General features: G+C 41.4%; 13 protein-coding genes. 5 read left to right on the top strand and 8 right to left on the bottom strand.

Going from position 1 to position 20,473, the window contains the following annotated elements; all coding sequences use genetic code 11:
• The coding region (locus tag IM319_RS03680) for an Rpn family recombination-promoting nuclease/putative transposase (protein WP_287734691.1) at positions 1 to 718 on the top strand (718 nt) is incomplete at its 5' end.
• Between the two features lie 206 nt (positions 719 to 924).
• Here the strand turns inward: IM319_RS03680 and IM319_RS03675 are convergent.
• From IM319_RS03675 to IM319_RS03640, 8 genes are all read right to left on the bottom strand, one after another.
• Positions 925 to 3,675 (bottom strand): beta strand repeat-containing protein, encoded by a 2,751-nt coding sequence (locus IM319_RS03675; protein ID WP_287734689.1) that lies wholly within the window; start codon positions 3,673 to 3,675, stop codon positions 925 to 927.
• A 307-nt stretch (positions 3,676 to 3,982) separates the two neighbouring features.
• Complete coding sequence (locus IM319_RS03670; RefSeq protein WP_287734688.1) at positions 3,983 to 4,732, bottom strand: FkbM family methyltransferase; 750 nt, start codon at positions 4,730 to 4,732, stop codon at positions 3,983 to 3,985.
• Between the two features lie 54 nt (positions 4,733 to 4,786).
• Positions 4,787 to 5,959, bottom strand: a complete 1,173-nt coding sequence (locus IM319_RS03665) for a hypothetical protein (RefSeq protein WP_287734686.1) — start codon at positions 5,957 to 5,959, stop codon at positions 4,787 to 4,789.
• A gap of 1,126 nt (positions 5,960 to 7,085) precedes the next feature.
• Positions 7,086 to 8,855, bottom strand: coding sequence for an LIC_10190 family membrane protein (locus tag IM319_RS03660; RefSeq protein ID WP_287734685.1), 1,770 nt, complete (start codon positions 8,853 to 8,855; stop codon positions 7,086 to 7,088).
• Between the two features lie 38 nt (positions 8,856 to 8,893).
• Positions 8,894 to 10,336: an FkbM family methyltransferase gene (locus tag IM319_RS03655; protein ID WP_287734684.1), complete on the bottom strand. Its 1,443-nt coding sequence runs from the start codon at positions 10,334 to 10,336 to the stop codon at positions 8,894 to 8,896.
• Between the two features lie 24 nt (positions 10,337 to 10,360).
• Entirely contained in the window at positions 10,361 to 13,423 is a 3,063-nt protein-coding gene (locus IM319_RS03650) for an FkbM family methyltransferase (RefSeq protein ID WP_287734682.1), read from the bottom strand.
• A 270-nt stretch (positions 13,424 to 13,693) separates the two neighbouring features.
• Positions 13,694 to 14,638, bottom strand: a complete 945-nt coding sequence (locus IM319_RS03645; protein ID WP_287734680.1) for a PhzF family phenazine biosynthesis protein — start codon at positions 14,636 to 14,638, stop codon at positions 13,694 to 13,696.
• Positions 14,639 to 14,852: 214 nt separating this feature from the next.
• Complete coding sequence (locus IM319_RS03640; protein WP_045358069.1) at positions 14,853 to 15,326, bottom strand: hypothetical protein; 474 nt, start codon at positions 15,324 to 15,326, stop codon at positions 14,853 to 14,855.
• 61 nt (positions 15,327 to 15,387) lie between these two features.
• On the opposite strand from IM319_RS03640, the gene IM319_RS03635 reads away from it, so the two are divergent.
• The 4 genes from IM319_RS03635 to IM319_RS03620 all read left to right on the top strand — a co-directional run bounded on the left by IM319_RS03635 (position 15,388) and on the right by IM319_RS03620 (position 20,146).
• On the top strand, positions 15,388 to 16,710 hold the full coding sequence (locus IM319_RS03635) for an aminopeptidase P N-terminal domain-containing protein (protein WP_287734679.1): 1,323 nt from the start codon (positions 15,388 to 15,390) through the stop codon (positions 16,708 to 16,710).
• 112 nt (positions 16,711 to 16,822) lie between these two features.
• Positions 16,823 to 17,389: a Uma2 family endonuclease gene (locus IM319_RS03630; RefSeq protein ID WP_287734677.1), complete on the top strand. Its 567-nt coding sequence runs from the start codon at positions 16,823 to 16,825 to the stop codon at positions 17,387 to 17,389.
• A gap of 14 nt (positions 17,390 to 17,403) precedes the next feature.
• Positions 17,404 to 19,413 (top strand): NAD-dependent DNA ligase LigA, encoded by a 2,010-nt coding sequence (ligA, locus tag IM319_RS03625; protein WP_287734675.1) that lies wholly within the window; start codon positions 17,404 to 17,406, stop codon positions 19,411 to 19,413.
• 271 nt (positions 19,414 to 19,684) lie between these two features.
• Positions 19,685 to 20,146, top strand: coding sequence for a DUF2996 domain-containing protein (locus IM319_RS03620; protein ID WP_286826119.1), 462 nt, complete (start codon positions 19,685 to 19,687; stop codon positions 20,144 to 20,146).
• Positions 20,147 to 20,473 lie beyond the last annotated feature (327 nt).

Raw genomic sequence — 20,473 nt, 5'->3', positions numbered from 1 at the left:
ACCCCTCTACCTAGTGGAAGTGCAGTTCCAACCAGACGACACCCTCTACTATCGACTTTTTGCGGAATTGTTCCTGTTTTTAAGGCAATATCAACCACCTCACCCCTGGCAAATTGTCGTCATTTATCCCCATCGTGGGGTAGAACGGGAACAATCCCTACATTTTGGCGAAATCCTCAATTTAGCAAGCGTTAGACGCATTTATCTCGATGAATTGCCCCACAATCCCTCCTTAGGAATTGGTGTGATTAAATTAGTAGTAGAGTCGGAAACGGCAGCGGTGAGGACTGCTCAAACCCTAATTGAGCGGACCAGAGAAGAAATCACCGACCAGTCCAGTCAACGGCAGTTAATTAACCTCATCGAAAGTATCATTATTTACAAATTACCCCAAAAAAGTCGCGAGGAAATTGAAGCTATGTTTGAACTAAGTGATTTAAAACAAACGAGAGTCTATCAAGAGGCACTGGCCGAAGGAGAAGAACGGGGTCTAGAACGGGGTCTAGAACGGGGTCTAGAACGGGGTCTAGAACGGGGAGAACGTTTGGTGGTGGAAAACCTGCTCCGAGTCCGTTTTGGTGAGTTAGACCCACCACTGCAAGGGATTATCAGCCGGATTTTACAACTGTCCCCGGAAGAATTTACCCCTTTACTTCTCCATTGTTCCAAGCAGGAACTCTTAAACCAATTTCCCCCAGAAAAGTCGCGAGGAAATTGAAGCTATCACCCCCCTTATCAAGGGGGGAAGGGGGGATCGACACCCCCCTGATCAAGGGTAGGGTTAATTCATGAATTAACCCTACCATGAGATTTGATTGATGAATTAACCCTACTATGACTAGACTAGGGGAGCAGGGAAGGGAGGGAGACCCTCCCTTTTATCGTTCCAAGGTAGAACCCTGGAACGAAACAAATCGGCCTAACTTAGACGACGAAGTTGGCTGCCGTTAGGGCTAATGCGCCACCCCCCTGAAGGATGCTTAAGTTAGTGCCCAAGTTGCCAGCAACGTTCAAGCCTGCGCCCGTTGCCGTAAACACAAGCAGATCGTTACCTGCCGCAATATTGACGGTAAAGGTACCAGCACCAGTGCCAGCGGCAGTATAAGTCCCTCGAATACCGAAGTTTTTATTTGCGGCAATATTGTCACCCGCCGCTAACAGCTTATAGTCGCCAGCCAAGCCTGTTTGGAACCGATCAGTGGCCTTGAATGACTGGATAATATCAGGGCCAGAGAGGGGATTAGTGGGAGCAGGAGCAAGTGGCTGGGTCAACTGAGCAATCTCGCCATTGGTTAGGGTGGCAGTTGTAAAACCCTTACCCGCCGTAAGGGTCGCCCCAGCAGTTTGCACAAAGGTGTCAACGCCTGCACCGCCCGTTAGGGTATCCGATCCGGCATTTCCGCTTAAGGTGTCACCAGCTCCACCTGCCGTGATCTTATCATTGAAGACCGATCCCTGTAACGTGTTCTTGCCCGTGAGAGAACCAAGAACCGTCGCGCCATTGGCGAGATTCCCCATTGCAACGGTCATTGTTAAACCAGTAGCACCAGTTAGGGCCGAAGCGTCCACTTTATCTGCTATGATGGCACCGCCAACAGTCAGACCTGAATTCCCCGTCACGGTGACTGTCTCGTCTACGCCAGGTTCCTCGTTGAAGGTGATGCCCCCAGCACCAATAGTATGAACCATGTCCGCATCGCTAGAGTTAATCACCAAGCTTTCGGTAAAGAGTTTTGTGGTACCATCCACAGGGTTGAGCTTAATACCACCAATCGTGATATCGTTTGAAACCAGTGCGGGACGGCCAACTAAGTTCACTGTAACCTTGTCAGTTGTCGCCGTACCGTTAGTTGCCAACGATAATACACCAGTTTCACTGGCTAAGGGAGTACCCCAAATGTTAAGGGTATTTTGTCCGGTGTTATAACGAATGGTGTATGCGCCAGCGGCAACAGTACCATTTTGGAGAGTAACGGTGTTGACATCATTGCCAAAGAGGTCCGCCCGAAGGGTTGCATTGCCAGTACCAGGCGTGGTTAAGGCTAAGGTTTGGATACCTGTGACGTTCGCATTTTCGGCAGTGATCGCCTCTGCGTTGGCAGGAGTTGCAAACGCTAAGGTATTAACCCCAGCACCACCAGCAATAACATCGGTTGTAGTGAAGCCGTTAGTGAAAGTAATGCGATCATCATCGTCTCCTCCAGACACCTCCACCGTATTATTACCACCAACAGTCAAATTGTCTTTGCCAGTCCCTCCCGATAGCTTGTGATTACCCGCCTCCGCATCGAGGGTAAAAGTATCAGCTTTTAAGCCGCCTTTAAACTCTAAGTTGCCAGTAGGAGTAACTTTCGTCACGGTCAAATCCGCATCAAACGTGCTCGCATCTACTAGCGTTACCGTATTCGCTAGGGAAGTAACACCGGCAAGAGTTAAAGCTTTATCACCGGTAATGGTTAAGGACTTCAGCCCTAGGACCCCGGCCATTTCGATGGTATTGGCGAAACCGGCGCTGTTCACGGAAACTTTCTCGTAGCCGCCCGTCCCAAGGTTACTTACTGCGAGCACAGTATTAGTGGTAAGGATAGCTTCGGGGGCAACTCCAGGGACAACTTGATTCAGCTTAATTGCTAGAGCATCTTCAGTTCCCGCTAAAGCGGCATCGGCAATGGTAAAGGTGTGATCAGCCCCTGTAAAACTACGACTAATCGCGATCGTCTCCAGGGCCGACTGGAGGTTAGTCATTTTCAAATCACCACTGGTGTCATTGATATTGACCGTCTTCAGACCCGTAACGAAGGTGGAAAGAACATTCAGCTCCTTGCCCACTAGAGTCGCATTCAAGGTACTGATATTCTTTAACAGGTTAGGCTGAACAGTGGTAATTTTCGCCGTATCCTGCTGCCAGAGAATGGTCAAGGTGGGATTAGTTCCTGTTCCCGTTAACGCATCACCCGAAGTAAAGGTATTCAGAACACCCCCTGCCTGACCGGCTACGGGAGGGGCTAAGAACTGGTTTCCTGACTTAATGTCCACATCGGGCGTTAACACAAAACTGTTGCCCACACTACCCGTCGTTGCTACAAACTGATCGACACTGGCTTTAGCCGTCGTTACGGTAGCGGGATCTTTAGTAACCGTGCTGATGCTCGCCCACCCAGCATTATACTGAGCAGTATTAAACGAAGGCACGCTTCCCGAAGGATTGTTCTGCATGGAGGTGCTGAAATACTGCGAAACCGTTTGGCGGTTAGTGAGGGCAGCCAGCTCGTCTGCGGTAGCATATTCGTAAACTGCGACAACTAAAGCCTTATAGTTGGCAATGCCATAGTTGGTTCCGTCTTTGCCAATATAAGTATTATTGCCAAACTGTGTCAGCCAGTTTTTCCAATAAGTCAGATTCGCTGCGGAAGGGCTGGAGCCAAAAAGATTCTGATAGACCTCTTGAACGTACTGTTCCGCATTTCCTGTACTAGGAGAAATGAGATATCCGTAGGTTGGGGGATTGCCATTGGTGAGGCTGTTGAAGGTCGCAGGATCAGAGGCGGCTGCCGCCCATCCCTGTACAGCCTCTACCCAACTATAGGTAGCTTGATTAAAGCTAATGGGGGAGACTGGAGCCTTAAAATAGGCAATATTCAGGAAGGTTAAAGCACTGCTAGGAAGAAGGGCCATAGTTTTGTTTGAACTCCAAAAGTTTTACTTAGAGGGGGATAACTACATCATGATGACAAATAGTAGAGGTTATGTAACCACATCATGGCGGTGATCGGAGTAGAGATATGTTATCAGGTTTATCGAGTCTAAGACTAACTAAGAACCGTTCGGTTTGTCAAGATATTGGTTCATTTAGTTCTACTAGACCTGGTATTAATCAAGATTAAAAGTTCATCGCTTAGCTGGTAATTGATTGTGCATCTAGGTTGGCTAGGACTCCTCGAGAACCTGATTAGTTCCCGCAGAAATAAGGGAGCAGAAGGCTTTAATAGTACCAATTTTTTGGAAAACTGGCATTCGTGTTGACAAAGACACAATCTAGGGAAGCCAAAATCCCCTCTGGGTTTCGATAAGGCTCAGTAACATCCCATAGTCGGAAATTGAAGGGAAGTAGCCAGTTAGCAATTTCCGTTAATAGGGGGGTTTCTGGCCCATATCCACGATATAACCAGCATTCTAGCAAAAGAACGTCCACTTTGGCTAGAGTCTGGGTAGCTCCCTTCAAAATACTTAACTCGTTACCTTGGGTATCAATTTTAATGACCTGAGGTTGGGGTAGATTCAATTGTTGCATTGCTTCATCCAACCTTAGCATGGGAACCTCGACGAGTCGTGTCTCTTGATCGGGAGGAGTCACGCTCAGACAACTGCTGGCTAAAATATTGTCGAAGACGGTCATGGCCACATTACCTTTGCGATCGCCTAGTGCGTACTTATGCAAGGAGAAGGACGGATAAATTCTTAAGGTTTCCTCCATAAACTGGCGATAGTCAGGACTGTGATCAATCAGTGGCTCAAAGAGATGAAAGTTAGCCTGGGGGAAGACTTGTTTCATGTAGAAAGACCAAACACCGTCAGAGGCACCAATATCAAAGACAATGCTGGGGTGGTATCCGAGGTCAGACAACCGTTGAAAGGCTTGACGGTCTAACTGAAGAACGGAGTCATCCAGATTGTCCTGGTGCTTTTGATAGTCAGCCCTCAGAGATGGGTTATGGGGAGCGAGTTCACTCATGGGTGGGTTAATTTGAGCGATGGTGACAGGGTTAACAAGATGGGAGGAGCTAACCTATTTGGCACGATCACTGCCCATGTCCTTTTTACAGTATAGAGTTGAGTGGGCAAAACTGATGTCAAATGATTGAGACTGATAATTGTGGGGCGAAAACCATGACTTTTGAGTTTGCTTAAAATCTTCCTCTAAGCCATCAAAAATAATGATGGACTGAATAGACATTTTGTCAGGAAAATTGAGGAGAGTTTGATGATTATAGCCCTTTAGTAAAAGATTCGTATCTAAAAAGCTCCAATAAACTTCTGCATCTGCGAGTTTACTCGAATAAAAATCAGCATCCTTTAAACCATAGGTTGCCAATATCAAACGCTGATGCCCCTGAGTTCTTAGAACTCGCTGTAAACTATCGACTGCTTCAAAACGAACTTTGGGATTAGCAACAATAAGAATAGGTTGTTCTTTATTGACACAAATTTCAGTTTGTGTGAGTAGCTCGTTCATTAGCCGACTGTCTTTGGCAAAAGTCCCATACATTGCCCATACTAAAGGTAAGCGACTCAAGAGTATAATACTCAGGAACGTAATGATCACAATTGCCAAGGGGCGATAGCTTGTTTCAATTAAAGATAAAGTCTTGGCGAGAAGTAAGCAAGCAATTACAATAAAAGGAAAAAGATAAAATGCCGCCACAATACCAGATTTGGCATAGAGAAAAGTTTGAGGAATAAGCGCAATCAGTAAAAAAACTCCATAGGGTTTTAACTGATCAATAAAAACATTAAAGCTTTGTTTTTTAAAGTAATAATTAGTAATCCAATAAGAGACAATGGCTAAAAGAGTAATACCAATTAATCCCGCATTCAGTAATTGCCAAGCAGTAGTAACTAGAGATAAGATTTGAAAACTTTTTTCATCAACTCCCGCATAGCCCGTTGCGTTAGTTCCTAAGAAAAAGAGAACATAAACTACCTCTAGAATAAAAATAGCCATTAACAATGTTAAAGTTTTTTGATATTGTTGAATTATCTTCTGAAAAGATTTCTGCTGAAAATAGGCAGTAAGATAAATTTTTAAAGCAATAATTGTCGGGATAAATAAAATATAAGATTCTTTAGATAAAGACATGAAAATGACCAAGATAATAAAAATTATCTGATCAATTCTTCGAGGATAAGAATCACGGCAGCTCTTACTTAAGAGTATTAATACTATGGACAGAAAAAACATTCCTAGACTATCCGGTATTAAGGGGCGAATCCATATTTCTGACTGATTACCCAATAAAATTGAGATGGCAAATAGGAGGGAAATGGGTATAGAGAAATTTAAGAACCTTCCAAAAAGAAAGAGGAAAAAACAAGTGAGACTTCCTATCACCGTTATGTAGATAAACCATAAAACTGCATTAAGTCCCAAAAATTGGGTTAGGGTGACAATATGAAATTGGTAATAGGGTCGAAACCTAGAAACATCTTGGCGATCATAGAGAATCCACTTGTAAATTGTCTTCAACCATCCCTGATTTTTCAAATCATCGCCCATTAAAAAAATTTGATGATCGTCTATGAAATAACGAAATCCTGATGTTAACAATCCTGTTTGGTAAGCGATTGCCACAAAACCAGTAAAAATCATAGCGAGGACTACGTAGTTAATCAGATTCTTTTTTGTGTTCATGGTGGAAACGTCTCAATTTTTTTAGCACTCTTTAAGGCTGAGAAGCTGGGTTCTTTGGTTTGTCTTATGCAACGTACAGGGTTATAAGGAATGAAACTCTTATAGAGAAAGACATTTGGCGATTTTTGTTAATTGTTTTCGATCTAGAGCGAACTAATCAATCAAATCTCTTGCCAGATAAGTATTTAGTCCATTTATGCCCCCCTATCGAATCATACTAAGTAACGAAGAACCAGAAGCTGCTCGTATATCAAGTTAAATTAGAACAGTCTCTAAATAAATAAGATTGATAAAGACAACCCGAAGAACCGAAAAGCATTACAACTTAAAATAAGAAAACCAATAATATATAGTGTCGTTATCCCACCTAGTTTTGCTCCGAAAAAAGGTAAGATAGTTAGGAATACCATGTGTAAGGGACGACCCTGCCAAAAAGTTATCAAAGCACTATTAATCGTTTCTAAGTTTCGACTCCAAGTCTGATTGATGGCAATACCTGTAAAGGCCCAGTCGTCTTCATAGAGTCCAAAGGATTGAAAAAAAAGAAAATGGGCAATCCATAGCAAACTTAATAATGTTAAATAAACAAAAAAACTGGAGGGTTGGATTAGAGATTGTAGAGTTGTGAGTTTTTTTTTCATATACTTGAGCATTGACATCGAAATAATGGGAGAAATTATTTTTTTTCATAGTAAATCCTCAGACCTTTTTTTATTTTAAAACCTTCTTGGAGAGAGTCGCCTCTCAGTTCTAGGGAAGGGTGTAACCAGTCTGAATAGGACTGAGGCGCACAGGGAAACTGGGAATCCCAACATTGATCACCTTGAATAGGACGATAAATTGTTTCATGGTCAATCTGGATAGAAGTGACACTAACGGTAGGATAGCTTGCTGGAATTAACCAATAACTTGGAATAGAAAAAAGGCTCTGTTTGTTGTTTAGGTAAAGACCTGTAGTAAATAAAAAAACTAAAAGATAAAGAAAAGGTTTATAGATGATAATATAATTGTTTCTCAGAAAAAGCAAGCAAATAAATAATACTAATGAAATGAATAGGCAAGAGAGGGATAGAATAAAACCATAACCATACCTAACTAAAGGAGCATTAAGAAACCAAAAAGATAGTCCTGCCAGCAACGTTATCAAAGGAATCCACAATCTATCAAAAAATAGAATGAGTTTTGACTGTCTATAAAAAACTGATTCAAAAATCAAAAAAAATATCAGGAGAATACTTGAGAAAAATAGAAACCTTAGGGAAAAATACTTTGAATTTTCTTTAACCCAAACTGGAAACCAAGATATAAAACCTGATTCAACAATTTTTTTTCCTTGATGACCACTAACTTTGGCCCAGTTCTCAATATCCTGTTTATCCATGATTAAAACATCTCGTGGCATTTTCCAATCCGGATTAAACAGGTCTATACTATAAAACGGATAAAGTAAATATCCAGACACAAAATAGTTACGGATTAAGTATGGCACAAAAATCAGTGTCACAATAATTGTTCCGCGCCAAAGTAAAGAATATTGTTTTCTAATTAATGAGCGGCTAATAATTAATATGGTGAGAATAAAAATTGGTAAGTTGCTTAATTTAACAGTTACTGCAATGCTTGAAAATAAAATTATCAATAATTCATATAATTTGGATTCATCTTTTATTTTACTCTCAATATATTTGAGACTTAAGAAAACACTAATTAATATAAAAATGCTACCAGACAAATCTGATGATAGTGAAGAAATATCTGATGTAAACAAGTTATCATTAATCAAAAAAAGTAATATAGAGAATCCAAAAACATTACTCAATTCTATTTTTTTCAACAATAGAGATTTCAAACTTGATAAAGACAGCAGGAATGTGTTGGCAATAATAAAGCCATTAATTGGTCTTAAACTATGATGAGTAATAAAGGAAAAATCACTTAAACTGAATAAAGGAAAAATTAAAGAATTGTAGGCTAATCGGAAATGAATGTTGCCCAGACCAGGTACGATAGCATATCGTCGATACCATTGAATAGATTGAGCGTGATAAAGTCCCGTGTCATAATGAATAACATCTGTAGATGTTTTAATTAAAACTAACAACAAAATCATCACTGCAACTAAAATTAAAAGTATATTTGGTAAATCTACTTTAAAAACAAGAATATAGTTCTTTAATTTTTGATGAATTTCCTTAAATGAAAAAAATAAAAGAATAATCATGCCTCCCAGAAGAATAGCGTTGGCTGAAGCATTAATGGGGATAAAAAAGGAAAGATAATAGCTAATTATAGTAACTACACTCAATCCAATAAAAACTAAGAGGAAGGGAGAAATCTCTTTGGTTGCTTCATTATCTTTAGAATAGGTAATAAGTTTGACAATATTAAAACCATAAATGTAGAACATACATAAGAAATAAACCCATGCTAATAACGTTACAATCATCAGGCTAGACCTCTCCTTATATTTTAAATATTACTCTTTTAATAGGCATTAGAAAAATAAGTTGCTGGCATGACACAAGAACACCATTTAAGTGCTTCACTAAAAACAGAATGCTCCTGAAAAAAGAAAACATTTCCCCATGAACTACCAACGGAGATTAAGTGATTACAATAAAAACTCACCTCATTATTAGGAAATACTCGATAAATTACAATAAACCAATGATAGCCGCGTAATTTCATTGCTTCGACAAGACTCGGTAAGCGGTTGTCCACCCCAAACTCACCAAAAGGAAACTTTTCATCCCAAAACTCAGCAACTACCACAGGGTAACGATAATCTCCCATCCCTTGAATAACTTGTAAGTCAAAACCTTCGGTATCAATTTTTACCAAACCAACTTCCATGGGAACCTGCTGTTGCTGATGTAAGGTTTCCAGAGTTGTCACCGTAATAGGAACTTTTTCTGTAAAGACCATTCCTTCTGGTAACGAATGGATGTTAATACTGCTCAGTAGAGTATAGTCAGCGTCGGGATAAAGGGGTTGACTATTCGGGTCATTAACCAGATTTTGATCCCCGACTAGGTGAAGCTCCCTCTCCTCATTTATCGCTCCTAATGCTAAAGGAAAAACCTGAAGATTAGAGAAATTAGATAGACGATTTTTTAATTTTTCGACAACGGGTAAAAACGGTTCAAAGGCATAAACTTCATAGCCTGTTTGCAATAGTCGTTCTGTTACATCCCCCTGATTGGCTCCAATATCTAAGGCAGAAGGATAGGGAAGATAGGAGTATAAATAACACATCAATTCAACTTCAATCCCTTGAAAATTTGATTGATTAGTGACAACCTTAAATTTATAATTATGAATATCCTCATAAACTTTACTTAGCACTTGTTGATTAAGTTGAAAACGTTCTCGAGTTTCCTCTTGAAATGCTTGAAAGGTTTGATAAATAGCATCGCTTTGCTGTTGGTAAGCTTCATAAATTCTCTGGAAAGAATCGAGAATTAAATCACTATGTTTTTGGGAGTCTTGTCGCACATCGCTGGCTATTTTCTGGAAAGTATCGAGAGTCAATTCGTGCTGTTTTTGAGATTCGCTGGCTATTTTCTGGAAAGTATCGAGAGTTAATTCGTGCTGTTTTTGAGATTGGCTGTGATTTGTCTGGAGTTTTTCCGTCAATACTTGAATATTTTTAATTATATCTACGGAAAACTTCAGCAAATAAGCTTGATTTTCCAGTGATAAATCAGCCTTTCGCTTGGTTTCTGTATTTTCTTGTCGGATTTGCTCCGTGGAGTTATTGAGTTGCTGAACCTTAAAATCTAAGGGATCAAGCTGATTAAGTTTCTCCAGTTTTTGGATTTGTTCAAGTTGGACATGACTGAGTGAATCAAGTTTTTCTAGAAATAAATCTTTGACTGCTTTAACTCGCCGAACTATTTTATTTTTGGCTAATAATTGTTTCATCATGGGGTATATTTTAGGTATAGAGGATCAAGGTTTAGAGGGAAACTGATTAATTTCTCGGTTAGTTTCGGGAACTAATAAATCCTGACGGATAAAGACGATTTCCTTTTGCAAGAGAGTCCCATCTATTGGTGATCGCCATTCTCCTGTTTCGTCATAATAGCGAAATCCCAACTGGTCTAACCAATGAATCATTTCACTAATAACTAGAGATTTCTCATCGTATCGGATCACGGATAGTTCGGCGATAATCAAATCCACTTGTCTTAGAAGTGCTTGCGCCCCTTCTAAGACAAGATGTTCGGCGTATTGAACATCTATTTTGAGAATGCCACGCCCGGAAATCTGCTGCTCTGCGGCGATCCGATCAATAGTAGTGACAACCACTTCCAACGGCTGATAGTCTCTCAAATCGGCGGGATTAAGCAGGGAACTACAGTAAAAATCGGCAGAAACTTGCAAATTTAAACGTCCTTCTTCATTGGAAACCGCCACTTCCAACAATTCTGCCACGGGGATATTGCCGATAAAATAATCTCTAGCGAACTGCTCATATTGGGAAGTCAAGGGATCGATGAGAAGATAACGAGCTTCAGGGAATAATTGACTAACGGTAAAAGACCAGATGCCGTGGGAGGCACCGACATCGATAACGAAATCCGGTTGATAACCCTGGTCTTGCAGACGACGCATCACTTGATAAACTGGCACATAGTCTTTATAAATCTTTTTGGGGACGGGTGGTTCAATAAAAGGCACGGCATCGATCGGCGATCGAGGTAAAATCGCTTCAAATCTGTCATCGGCTGCTTGTTCTTTTTCTAGGGACTGCCACACCCATTGATCAATCCCTTGATCAGAGAATTTTGCCGCTACTTTAACGGCATTTTCTCGCATTATTTGCTGATTTTCGGGGTTAAGAACATAGTCCACAGCTGCTCCCAAACTTTCAGGTGTATAATCACAAACCACACCGATTTGAAAGCGATTAATAAAGTTAGCCGCCGAGGTTTTATTACTGCCTAAAAGAATTACCGGGGTGTTAGCGGTGGCGAGGTTAAAAATAATCCGGCCGGGTAAACTAAGACGAGACAATTCTGTACGATCATCTCTTTCGTCCATGGTTCCAGTGGGAACAATAACAAAGGGATATGCTTGTAGTTGTTGTCCTAGTTGTTCTTCGGGATAAAGTCCTTGGCTATAAAGTCCCCATTTTTCTAATTCTGCGGGAGATTCTTGGAGCCAATAATAGTTAGAATTGCCATACCAATCTAGTTTAATTCCTGCCCCTTGAATACTTTCGAGAAGCGATTGGAACCATTGGGGACTCCAAATACTCCCTAATAAAGCTCCCCATTTTTCTTGACAGCGTTGGGGAGAAACTTGGGCAACTTCACTATTAATGAGACGGTGGGGAACGATCGCCGGTAGGAGCCAAAATTTGTAGCCGTACTTATTCTCGTAAGCGTTGCGGAGTTCGGGATGGGTGGCAAAACGAACGGAACATTTGCTTAAAAACTCTTTCATCAAATCATCGGATATCTCCTGAACGCAGATATTCTGATCGTCCATGATGTAGGTGGCAAGGGGAACGTTAAATAATTCCTTAATAGCGATCGATGTCAGAATATCGCTGGCGTAATAAGGGACACAAAAAACTTTTTGGACTTGATGGTGTCCGAGAGTTTGTAGAATTGATTGAAATATCGCCGGTCGCGACATTTTCTTATGGTCAAGATGGAAGCTTAAGACCCCGAATTGTTGTTCACCGCCATAGTGATTATCGGAACGGATGGAAATAATCTCGCTATCATCGGGAAAGATTCTTCTGACCAAGGCTCCTGTCCCGTGACTTTGATTGACTTCACTAGCGGTAACGATCACAGTACACTTAAGGCTATTTTTCTCGAATTGTTCAAAGCGATTATCGATGGGTTTTCCCTGTTCTAACGATCTCCAGAGCCAATCATCAAAATGATCGGCTTTTAAGCTTTTGGCTAATTTTTGACTGGAATAACGGAGCCGCAGTTGATTGCTTTCTATTCGCAGTTTCTCTATTTCTGCTAATAAGCTTTCAGCTTTATAATCACAGACAGTTCCTAGGTCGAATTCTTTGACGAACTGAGCGGCGGCACTATCTTCACGACCAACAATGATGATCGGAGTATTAGCAACGGCGGTAATAAAGGGAATGCGGGAAGGCAAACTCAAACAGGCGAATTCGGGCCGCTCTTGCTCGTTTTCAGAACTGGCGGTGGGAACGATTGCAAAAGGGGCTTGACGTAAGTAGTAGATGAGAGCATCTTGGCTGCAGTAACCTTTAAAAAAGATACCATCTTGTTCTAACTCGGCTTCTTGGAATTGCAACCATTGACGATTAGGATTGCCATACCAATCTAATTTGATCTGGGATTCTCGACATAATTGCCTGAGATTTTCTAACCAAGTCTGAGACCAGATATTACCGATCAAAATCCCTCTTGCCATAGAATCGGGTGCCGTAATTTCTGGGGGCATTAAATAACTTTCAACTAGGGGCGGTACAAACCAAATTTTTCTTTCGTATTTTTTACTATAGGCTTGGCACAGGGGCTTAGAAATCGCCAAAACTAGATCACTATTATCGATTAATTGCTTAACAATACCATCGACCACAGCCCTAACATAGATGTTTTGATCATCCATCAGGTAGGTACAAATGGGGACTTGAAAGAGAGATTTAATCGCTATGGCTACAAAAAAATCTTCGATAAAGTAGGGAATTACTAGGACTCTTTTCGGTTTTAAATAAATAAATAAATTTTGGATTTTTACTAAAATTTCCCCGTAGGAACAACCGCGCACATCTAGACAAAAATTATGGATGCCAAAATCATGCTCCCCTCCGTAGAGATTAGTGGTTCGTAAGGAGACTATGCCACTGGTATTAGGAAAAACTCTTTTTAAAAGAACTCCCACCCCGTGCTGTTCATTGATTTCGTTTGAAGATACTATAATATCATAACTTTCCTGGAATTTGTCGGCAAAATTATTTAAGTCGTTTAACGACAAACTAAGTTCTTTTTGTAGTTCCTGATAAGAGATGATCATAATGATTAATTTTAATAGGCTTTAACTATAGACATTCCCTTGCCTCTGACAGATTTTCTCGGAAAAATAAAGTATAACTTCATTTTGCCTACTACACCGTCATCAAGATAACTGCTGTTTTTTTCTTGGTTATCTCTCTAGAAATTTTATATTTTTGGATATACCCTGTCAAGTTCATTCTCATCCATCCCACAAAAACGAGATTGAGCCCTGCAAGGCTTAATGTTTTAATATTGTTCATCTCCTTTCTACTAACTTCGGCAACCGCTCTCACCATGACCCTTTTATATCGCTTTTTGTTTCCCCATCAGGAATTATCATCTTGCCTTGGCAGACTAGAACTGATGCACCACCCACAGAAACTTCCGTAATGTCACGGTGGTTTTTCTGGAACTTTAATTGTAAACTGCTGGGTCTGCCCATTTCCACTCCTTGGATTATTGTCCATTGATTCATCCCTTCCCTAGAAGATTCTAAGGCCCCTAGATACCCAGCTAAAGCGGCCACAGCCGAACCGGTAGCCGGATCTTCCATAACTCCTAAACCGGGGGCAAACATTCGCCCATAGAGACGAGATTGGGGTGATTCTGGATCAAAACAGCAGACAAAAAGGGAATTAGCGGCGGATTGGGCGAGTAAAGATGACCAGAGGCTTAAATTAAGTTTGATTCTCCCTAAAGTTTCCCGATTTTGCACGGGGATGAATAAAAAAGGGAGACCACAGGAAAAGGCGCGGGGGGGATAACCGGGTAAGAAATCGGCAACGCTTAGGGAAAGAATCGCCGCTAAATCATCGAGAGCATAAGTATCGGTCACTAATTCTGGCAATTGTGCCACTTTTAACTCACTATAGACCGGTTTTTCCCCGTCCCTGCTAATTTTTACCGGTACTAAACCGACTCCTTCCTCCAGATAAATCGTGGTTTCTTGGTGGGGGGGAATAGCAGCGATTAGGGCTAAAATATAGGCTGTGCCGACGGTAGGATGACCAGCAAAGGGTAATTCGGTACTGGGGGTAAAAATCAGGACTTTTTTAGTGCCTTGGGGCGTTTCTGGCGGAAAAACGAAGACTGTCTCTGAGAAGTTAAATTCGGCGGCGATTTTTTGCATCTGGGTGCGGGTTAATCCAGATGCTTCCGGAAAAACCGCCAGGGGATTACCGCCAAAAATGCGATCGCTAAAAACATCGGCGGTATAGTAGGAATAGGTAGGCACGCGGGGAATAGGGCAACAATTATCGGAGAATTTTCTTATCTTACACCTATTTTCACCAGTTACCGCCCCGGCGCTCTGTCTAGGGATAGATTCTCCTTGTCAGTCCTGTTGGTTTCTATTAAGAAATAATTAAAATACAGAGTTTTTCATAAAGATAAGGTATGTCTTGATAGGGCATCGTCTCGGAGTCTCCTAATAACTGCTATAGGCTCTACTACTTATTCGGTTCTAATCTGGCTAATAAACTGACTAACTTATCTCTGACGGAATTGTGAGTGTATTCGTCTTCAGGGTGAGGTTTTTGATTGGGTTGTTGAAAATAGGGACGTTCCCCGTATAATTGTCCCCATTTCACATCGACTCGGTGTACTAATTCATAGAGTAATTCTTGATTGTCTAAAATTTCTTCTAGGATTAACTGCAAAGCTTGAACAGGATTATCTAAATTTTGACTGACTTTGGTTAATTCTTCATCAACGATAAGCTGTAAAATTATCTGCAAAGCTCCCGAAGAATCCCCTAAATTAGCGGCAATAAACTGTTTAATTTCAGTCTTTACCTGCACTAATTTGGGGACGGGAGATTCCCCTTTGAGGAAATCCGCCCCCTCTTGAGCGATAAAATCTGCTAGGGTAAACTCGCGCCTTTCGATGATATCTTGGGAAAAATCCGGTTCTTCAGGTGTCATAAACTAAAAAGATTAGCGATAATAGAATCTAAGACTTATTGTGACATTTTTAGGAATATCTATGGGCATCGATCGCAGAGAGTTTCAGCACCGTCGTCAGCAGGTAATGGAAAAAATCGGCAATGGAACCGCAATTTTTCGCAGTGCGCCCATGGCGGTCATGCACAATGACGTAGAATACACCTATCGTCAGGATAGTGACTTTTTTTACCTGACAGGATTTAATGAACCGGATGCGGTGGCGATTTTAGCACCCCATCACCCCGAACATCAGTTTATCCTGTTTGTGCAGCCAAAAGACCCAAAAAAAGAAACTTGGACCGGCTATCTCCACGGTGTGGAAGGAGCAAAGGAGATTTTTGGTGCTGATGAGGCCTATTCTATCCAAGAATTGGAGGAAAAATTACCCCAATATCTCGAAAAAGCCGAACGAATTTATTATCATCTCGGACGGGACAAAACTTTTAATACAAACGTTCTTAATCACTGGCAAAAATTAATCGCCACTTTTCCCCGTCGCGGCACCGGACCGACTGCTTTAGAGGATACTAATTTTATTCTCCATCCTTTGCGCTTACTGAAAACCGAGGCCGAATTGGACAATATTCGCAAAGCAACCGCTATTTCGGCCCAGGCACATAATCGCGCCAGAGAATTCACCAAAGTTGGTCACTATGAGTATCAAATTCAAGCGGAAATTGAGCATACTTTTCGTCTAGAAGGGGGTATGGGTCCTGCTTATCCTTCTATTGTTGCTAGTGGTGCTAATGCCTGTATTCTGCACTATATCAACAATGATCGCCAAGTACAAGAAAATGAGCTTTTGTTAATTGATGCCGGTTGTGCCTACAATTACTATAACGGTGATATTACCCGCACTTTTCCCGTTAATGGTAAATTTACCCCCGAACAAAAAATTATCTATGAAATTGTTCTAGAAGCTCAATTAAAGGCGATTGAAGTGGTAAAAACTGGTAATCCTTATAATCTTTTTCATGACACAGCCGTGAGGACAATTGTAGAGGGATTAGTAGATTTAGGACTATTGGTCGGCGACATTGATGAGATAATTAAAGAGGAAAAATATAAGCCTTTTTATATGCACAGAACCGGTCATTGGTTAGGATTAGATGTCCATGATGCAGGAGGTTATAAAGTTAACGAAGAAACTTGGCAAACTTTGCAGCCCGGTCATGTTTTAACCGTGGAACCGGGGATTTATATCGCTCCCGATATTAAACCTGCTGAAGGACAGCCGGAAGTGCCGGAAAAATGGCGGTGTATCGGTATCCGTATCGAAGATGATGTGTTAGTTACTGCCACAGGAAATGAGGTTTTAACTGCAACAGTTCCCAAAAAAGTTGAGGATATCGAATCTAAGTAAAAAGCTAGGTGTTAAAAATTGTCAGATTCCCCCTAACCACCTTATCAAGGGGGGATCAAAGGCAAAATTTATCTTAAAAGGAGATTCAATTAAGTTTTTTCTAGAGATTATTATGGTTGTCACCAAAGAAAAATTATATACCTTTGCGGAATATTTAAATTATCGGGACTCCACAGATAATAAATACGAATTATTTAACGGAGAATTAATTTCCATGGCTCCCGCTAGTGGCTTTCATGCTTTGATACTTAGATATATATTTAAGGTGTTAGAAAGGGAAATAGAGAGGCTACAATTAGACTGGCAAGTTATGCCCGCTACGGTGGGAATTCGCACCGATAAAGCTAAATCGAGAATTCCAGATTTAATGATTTTAACTGCTGAACAATGTCAAGAGATTAGAAATATGACCACAGCAGTAATTGAATTTTCTCCCCTGTTAGTTGTAGAAATTGTTAGGCCCGGTAATGCCGATGATGACTACCGTTATAAGCGTTCAGAATACGCAGTGAGAGGCATTCCTGAATACTGGATTATCGATCCTATTGCTCTAAAAATATCAGTTTTAACCCTGATTTCTGGATTTTATGAACTGGCAGAATTTAACAACAAAGATAGAATAATATCGGTGACTTTTCCCGATTTACAATTAACCCCTCAAATGGTCTTTGCCCAGTAGCATTATTAACGATTATGACTATCCCCTTAGAAATCCAACAACGTTGCCAACAACTAAAAACAGAACTACAAAGAGCCAGTTATGCTTATTATGTTCTCGATGATCCTTTTATACCCGATAGCGTTTATGATCAACTTTATCGGGAATTAGAGGACATAGAAAAGCGTTATCCTCAATTAATCACCCCCGATAGTCCCACCCAAAGAGTCGGGGATAAAATCTCTAGTCAATTCGTTTCTGTTCGTCATAATATTCCCCTGTATAGTCTCGAAAATGCCTTTAACCTCGAAGAATTAAATAAATGGGGCAGCCGTTGGCAAAGATATGTAAATGAAACTCAAGATACAGAATATGTGTGTGAACTAAAAATCGATGGTTCTGCATTAGCTTTAACCTACGAAAACGGTTTTTTCGTCAGAGGTGTTACTAGAGGAGATGGAGTCACTGGTGAAGATATTACCCCCAATGTGCGGACAATTCGCTCTATTCCTTTACGCTTAAATATAGATAATCCCCCGGCAATTGTGGAAGTGCGCGGCGAAGCTTTTTTACCCCTCGATACCTTCGATAAAATCAATCAAGAAAGAGAAGAAAAGGGTGAATCTCTCTTTGCTAATCCCCGCAATGCGGCAGCAGGAACCCTACGACAACTAGATCCGAAAATAGTTGATAAAAGACGCTTACAATTTTTTGCCTATACCCTGCATTTAGACGATAACAATATCACTACTCAATGGCAATCCTTAGATAGATTAGAAACCATGGGATTTCTGGTTAATCCCCACCGTCAACTCTGTCCATCCCTGCAAGAAGTGGCGCAATACTATCAAGATTGGCAAGAAAAACGTCATCAATTAGCCTACATGACCGATGGTGTCGTAGTCAAAATCAACGATTTACAGCGACAAAATCGGTTAGGATTCACTCAAAAATTCCCCCGGTGGGCAATCGCTTTAAAATATCCTGCCGAAGAAGTCCCCACAGTAGTTAAAGATATTATCGTCAATGTGGGACGCACTGGCGCAGTTACACCCATGGCGGTGATGGAACCGGTACAAGTCGCAGGAACCACCGTACAAAGGGCTACTTTACATAATAGCGATCGAGTGGCCGAATTAGATATCCGCATCGGTGACACGGTAATTATCCGCAAAGCGGGGGAAATTATCCCAGAAGTGGTGAGAATCCTGCCCGAATTGCGTCCTCCCCAGACTTTACCCTTCCAGATGCCCACTAATTGCCCTGAATGTCAATCTCCCCTAGTTCGTCCGGTGGGGGAAGCGGTGACGCGCTGTGTCAATAGTTCCTGTCCGGCGATTTTGCGGGGAAGTGTAGTACACTGGGCTAGTCGCGATGCCCTCGATATCCGGGGATTAGGGGAAAAAGTGGTGATTTTGCTGATTGAACAGGGATTAGTTACCGCCATTTCTGACCTCTACAGCCTCGAAAAAACAGAAATTGCCAAATTAGACCGAATGGGCGAGAAATCCGCCTTAAATTTGATTACAGCTATGGCTCAGAGCAAAAATCAAAGCTGGTCGAGGGTACTTTATGGGCTAGGAATTCGCTATGTGGGCAGCGTTAACGCCAAAATTCTCGCCGAAAGTTTTCGGACTGTGGAGGAGTTAGCTAACGCCAGCGTGACTAATTTAGCCTCTGTCTATGGTATCGGTGAAGAAATCGCTCAATCGGTCTATGATTGGTTTAGAATCGAGGCTAATCGGGATTTAGTCGCTAAATTACAAGCAGCCGGTTTACAATTTGCCGCAGCAGCAAAAACCACCACCACTAAAGCCACCTTAGCAGGGAAAACCTTTGTGATTACTGGCACTTTACCAACTCTCAAACGGGAGGAGGCCAAAGAATTAATCGAAAAAGCTGGGGGGAAAGTGACGGGTTCTGTCAGCAAAAAAACCGATTATTTAGTGCTAGGAGAAGCGGCGGGTTCTAAGCTAGAAAAAGCCCTAGAATTGGGCATTACTCAGCTAACCGAAGCACAATTACTCGAATTAATCAAGGCTTAAAAGCTTAAGATTGCAGCAAATCTGCCGAAGCATTAAGTAGGGTTTGCGGCAAAAAGTTTTTCGTTGGGGGTTGGGGGTTGGGGGTGTGGGGTGTGGGGTGTGGGGAGAACAAAGCTGCCTTTTGCATGAGTCCCTTTTGCATGAGTGCCTTTTGCCTTCGTTAAGGGTCAAATTGATCGTCTGGATAAAAGCTGATAGCTAAAAAAACTGATAGCTGATAACCCGGGAGAAAATATAATTGTAGCTACCTACCCATTCCTGATTAATTCCTATGGCAGAAGAAACCACCACCCCCGCAACTCCGGCAGCAGCAGCAGAAAAACCGGCTCAACCTGCGGCTGCTAAAAAACCCAAGGAGCCTACCGTCGAGGAAAAACCCTTCGCTGAATTTATTGAGCAGCATTTTCAGCCCGCACTGGCGGCAGCCTTGCAAAAGCTGGGTATAACTGATATAAAGCTGTCCTTTAAACAGGATAAAATTCCCGTGCAGGGCTTTTCTGGCTCTCCCTGTTGGCAGTTAACTGGCAATTGGCTCGAGGGAATGCGTCAATTTAGCATTTATTTTTTAGAAGAAGACATCAATGGCAAAAAAGCTTTTTCTCAAGCTGAGGGCGGCGCTCAACCTAGTACCCTTGAATCATTTATGATCGATGAAAGGAAAGTTAGTCTTGATTTACTGTTGTTTTACACCAAGCAACGGCTTAACGGTCAAAAGTGGTTGACTAGAAACTAAAATTGCTGAGGATTAGCGATCGAGAAGGGGGGTTAACCACAGAAACCAAAAACCTACCTAAAACTTTTTCAAGTTACTCATTTCTGTAGCTAGATATAGCAGTTTTCATCAGAATGAGGTATGGGCAAGGGGCTTAAACCTTTTGTTAGCAAAACTTGTCGATACCTCATTAACGTGAAAAGCGCTATAACTAAAATAAGTAACTTTTGCCACCGATAGATTTTAAGAACGTTATCAGGTATAATCAAGACATGAAGCTAGTTGAACGTCATATTATCGCCCAAAACCATCCCCTGTGGTCAGAAATTGACCATTATGCCTTCTTGT

The organism is Microcystis sp. M113S1 (genome assembly GCF_020246945.1).
Lineage (GTDB): Bacteria > Cyanobacteriota > Cyanobacteriia > Cyanobacteriales > Microcystaceae > Microcystis.
Note: the sequence above shows the minus strand (reverse complement) of the source record. Positions and strands in the feature narration are given on the sequence as shown.

Bases quoted from the DNA above. Each gene is read 5' to 3' on its own strand.
- IM319_RS03630 (WP_287734677.1), top strand. From the start codon at position 16,823: ATGGTTGTCACCAAAGAAAAATTATATACCTTTGCGGAATATTTAAAT.
- IM319_RS03650 (WP_287734682.1), bottom strand. From the start codon at position 13,423: ATGATCATCTCTTATCAGGAACTACAAAAAGAACTTAGTTTGTCGTTA.
- IM319_RS03670 (WP_287734688.1), bottom strand. From the start codon at position 4,732: ATGAGTGAACTCGCTCCCCATAACCCATCTCTGAGGGCTGACTATCAA.
- IM319_RS03640 (WP_045358069.1), bottom strand. From the start codon at position 15,326: ATGACACCTGAAGAACCGGATTTTTCCCAAGATATCATCGAAAGGCGC.
- IM319_RS03660 (WP_287734685.1), bottom strand. From the start codon at position 8,855: ATGATTGTAACGTTATTAGCATGGGTTTATTTCTTATGTATGTTCTAC.
- IM319_RS03620 (WP_286826119.1), top strand. From the start codon at position 19,685: ATGGCAGAAGAAACCACCACCCCCGCAACTCCGGCAGCAGCAGCAGAA.
- IM319_RS03655 (WP_287734684.1), bottom strand. From the start codon at position 10,336: ATGATGAAACAATTATTAGCCAAAAATAAAATAGTTCGGCGAGTTAAA.
- IM319_RS03635 (WP_287734679.1), top strand. From the start codon at position 15,388: ATGGGCATCGATCGCAGAGAGTTTCAGCACCGTCGTCAGCAGGTAATG.
- IM319_RS03675 (WP_287734689.1), bottom strand. From the start codon at position 3,675: ATGGCCCTTCTTCCTAGCAGTGCTTTAACCTTCCTGAATATTGCCTAT.
- IM319_RS03665 (WP_287734686.1), bottom strand. From the start codon at position 5,959: ATGTTTTTTCTGTCCATAGTATTAATACTCTTAAGTAAGAGCTGCCGT.
- ligA (WP_287734675.1), top strand. From the start codon at position 17,404: ATGACTATCCCCTTAGAAATCCAACAACGTTGCCAACAACTAAAAACA.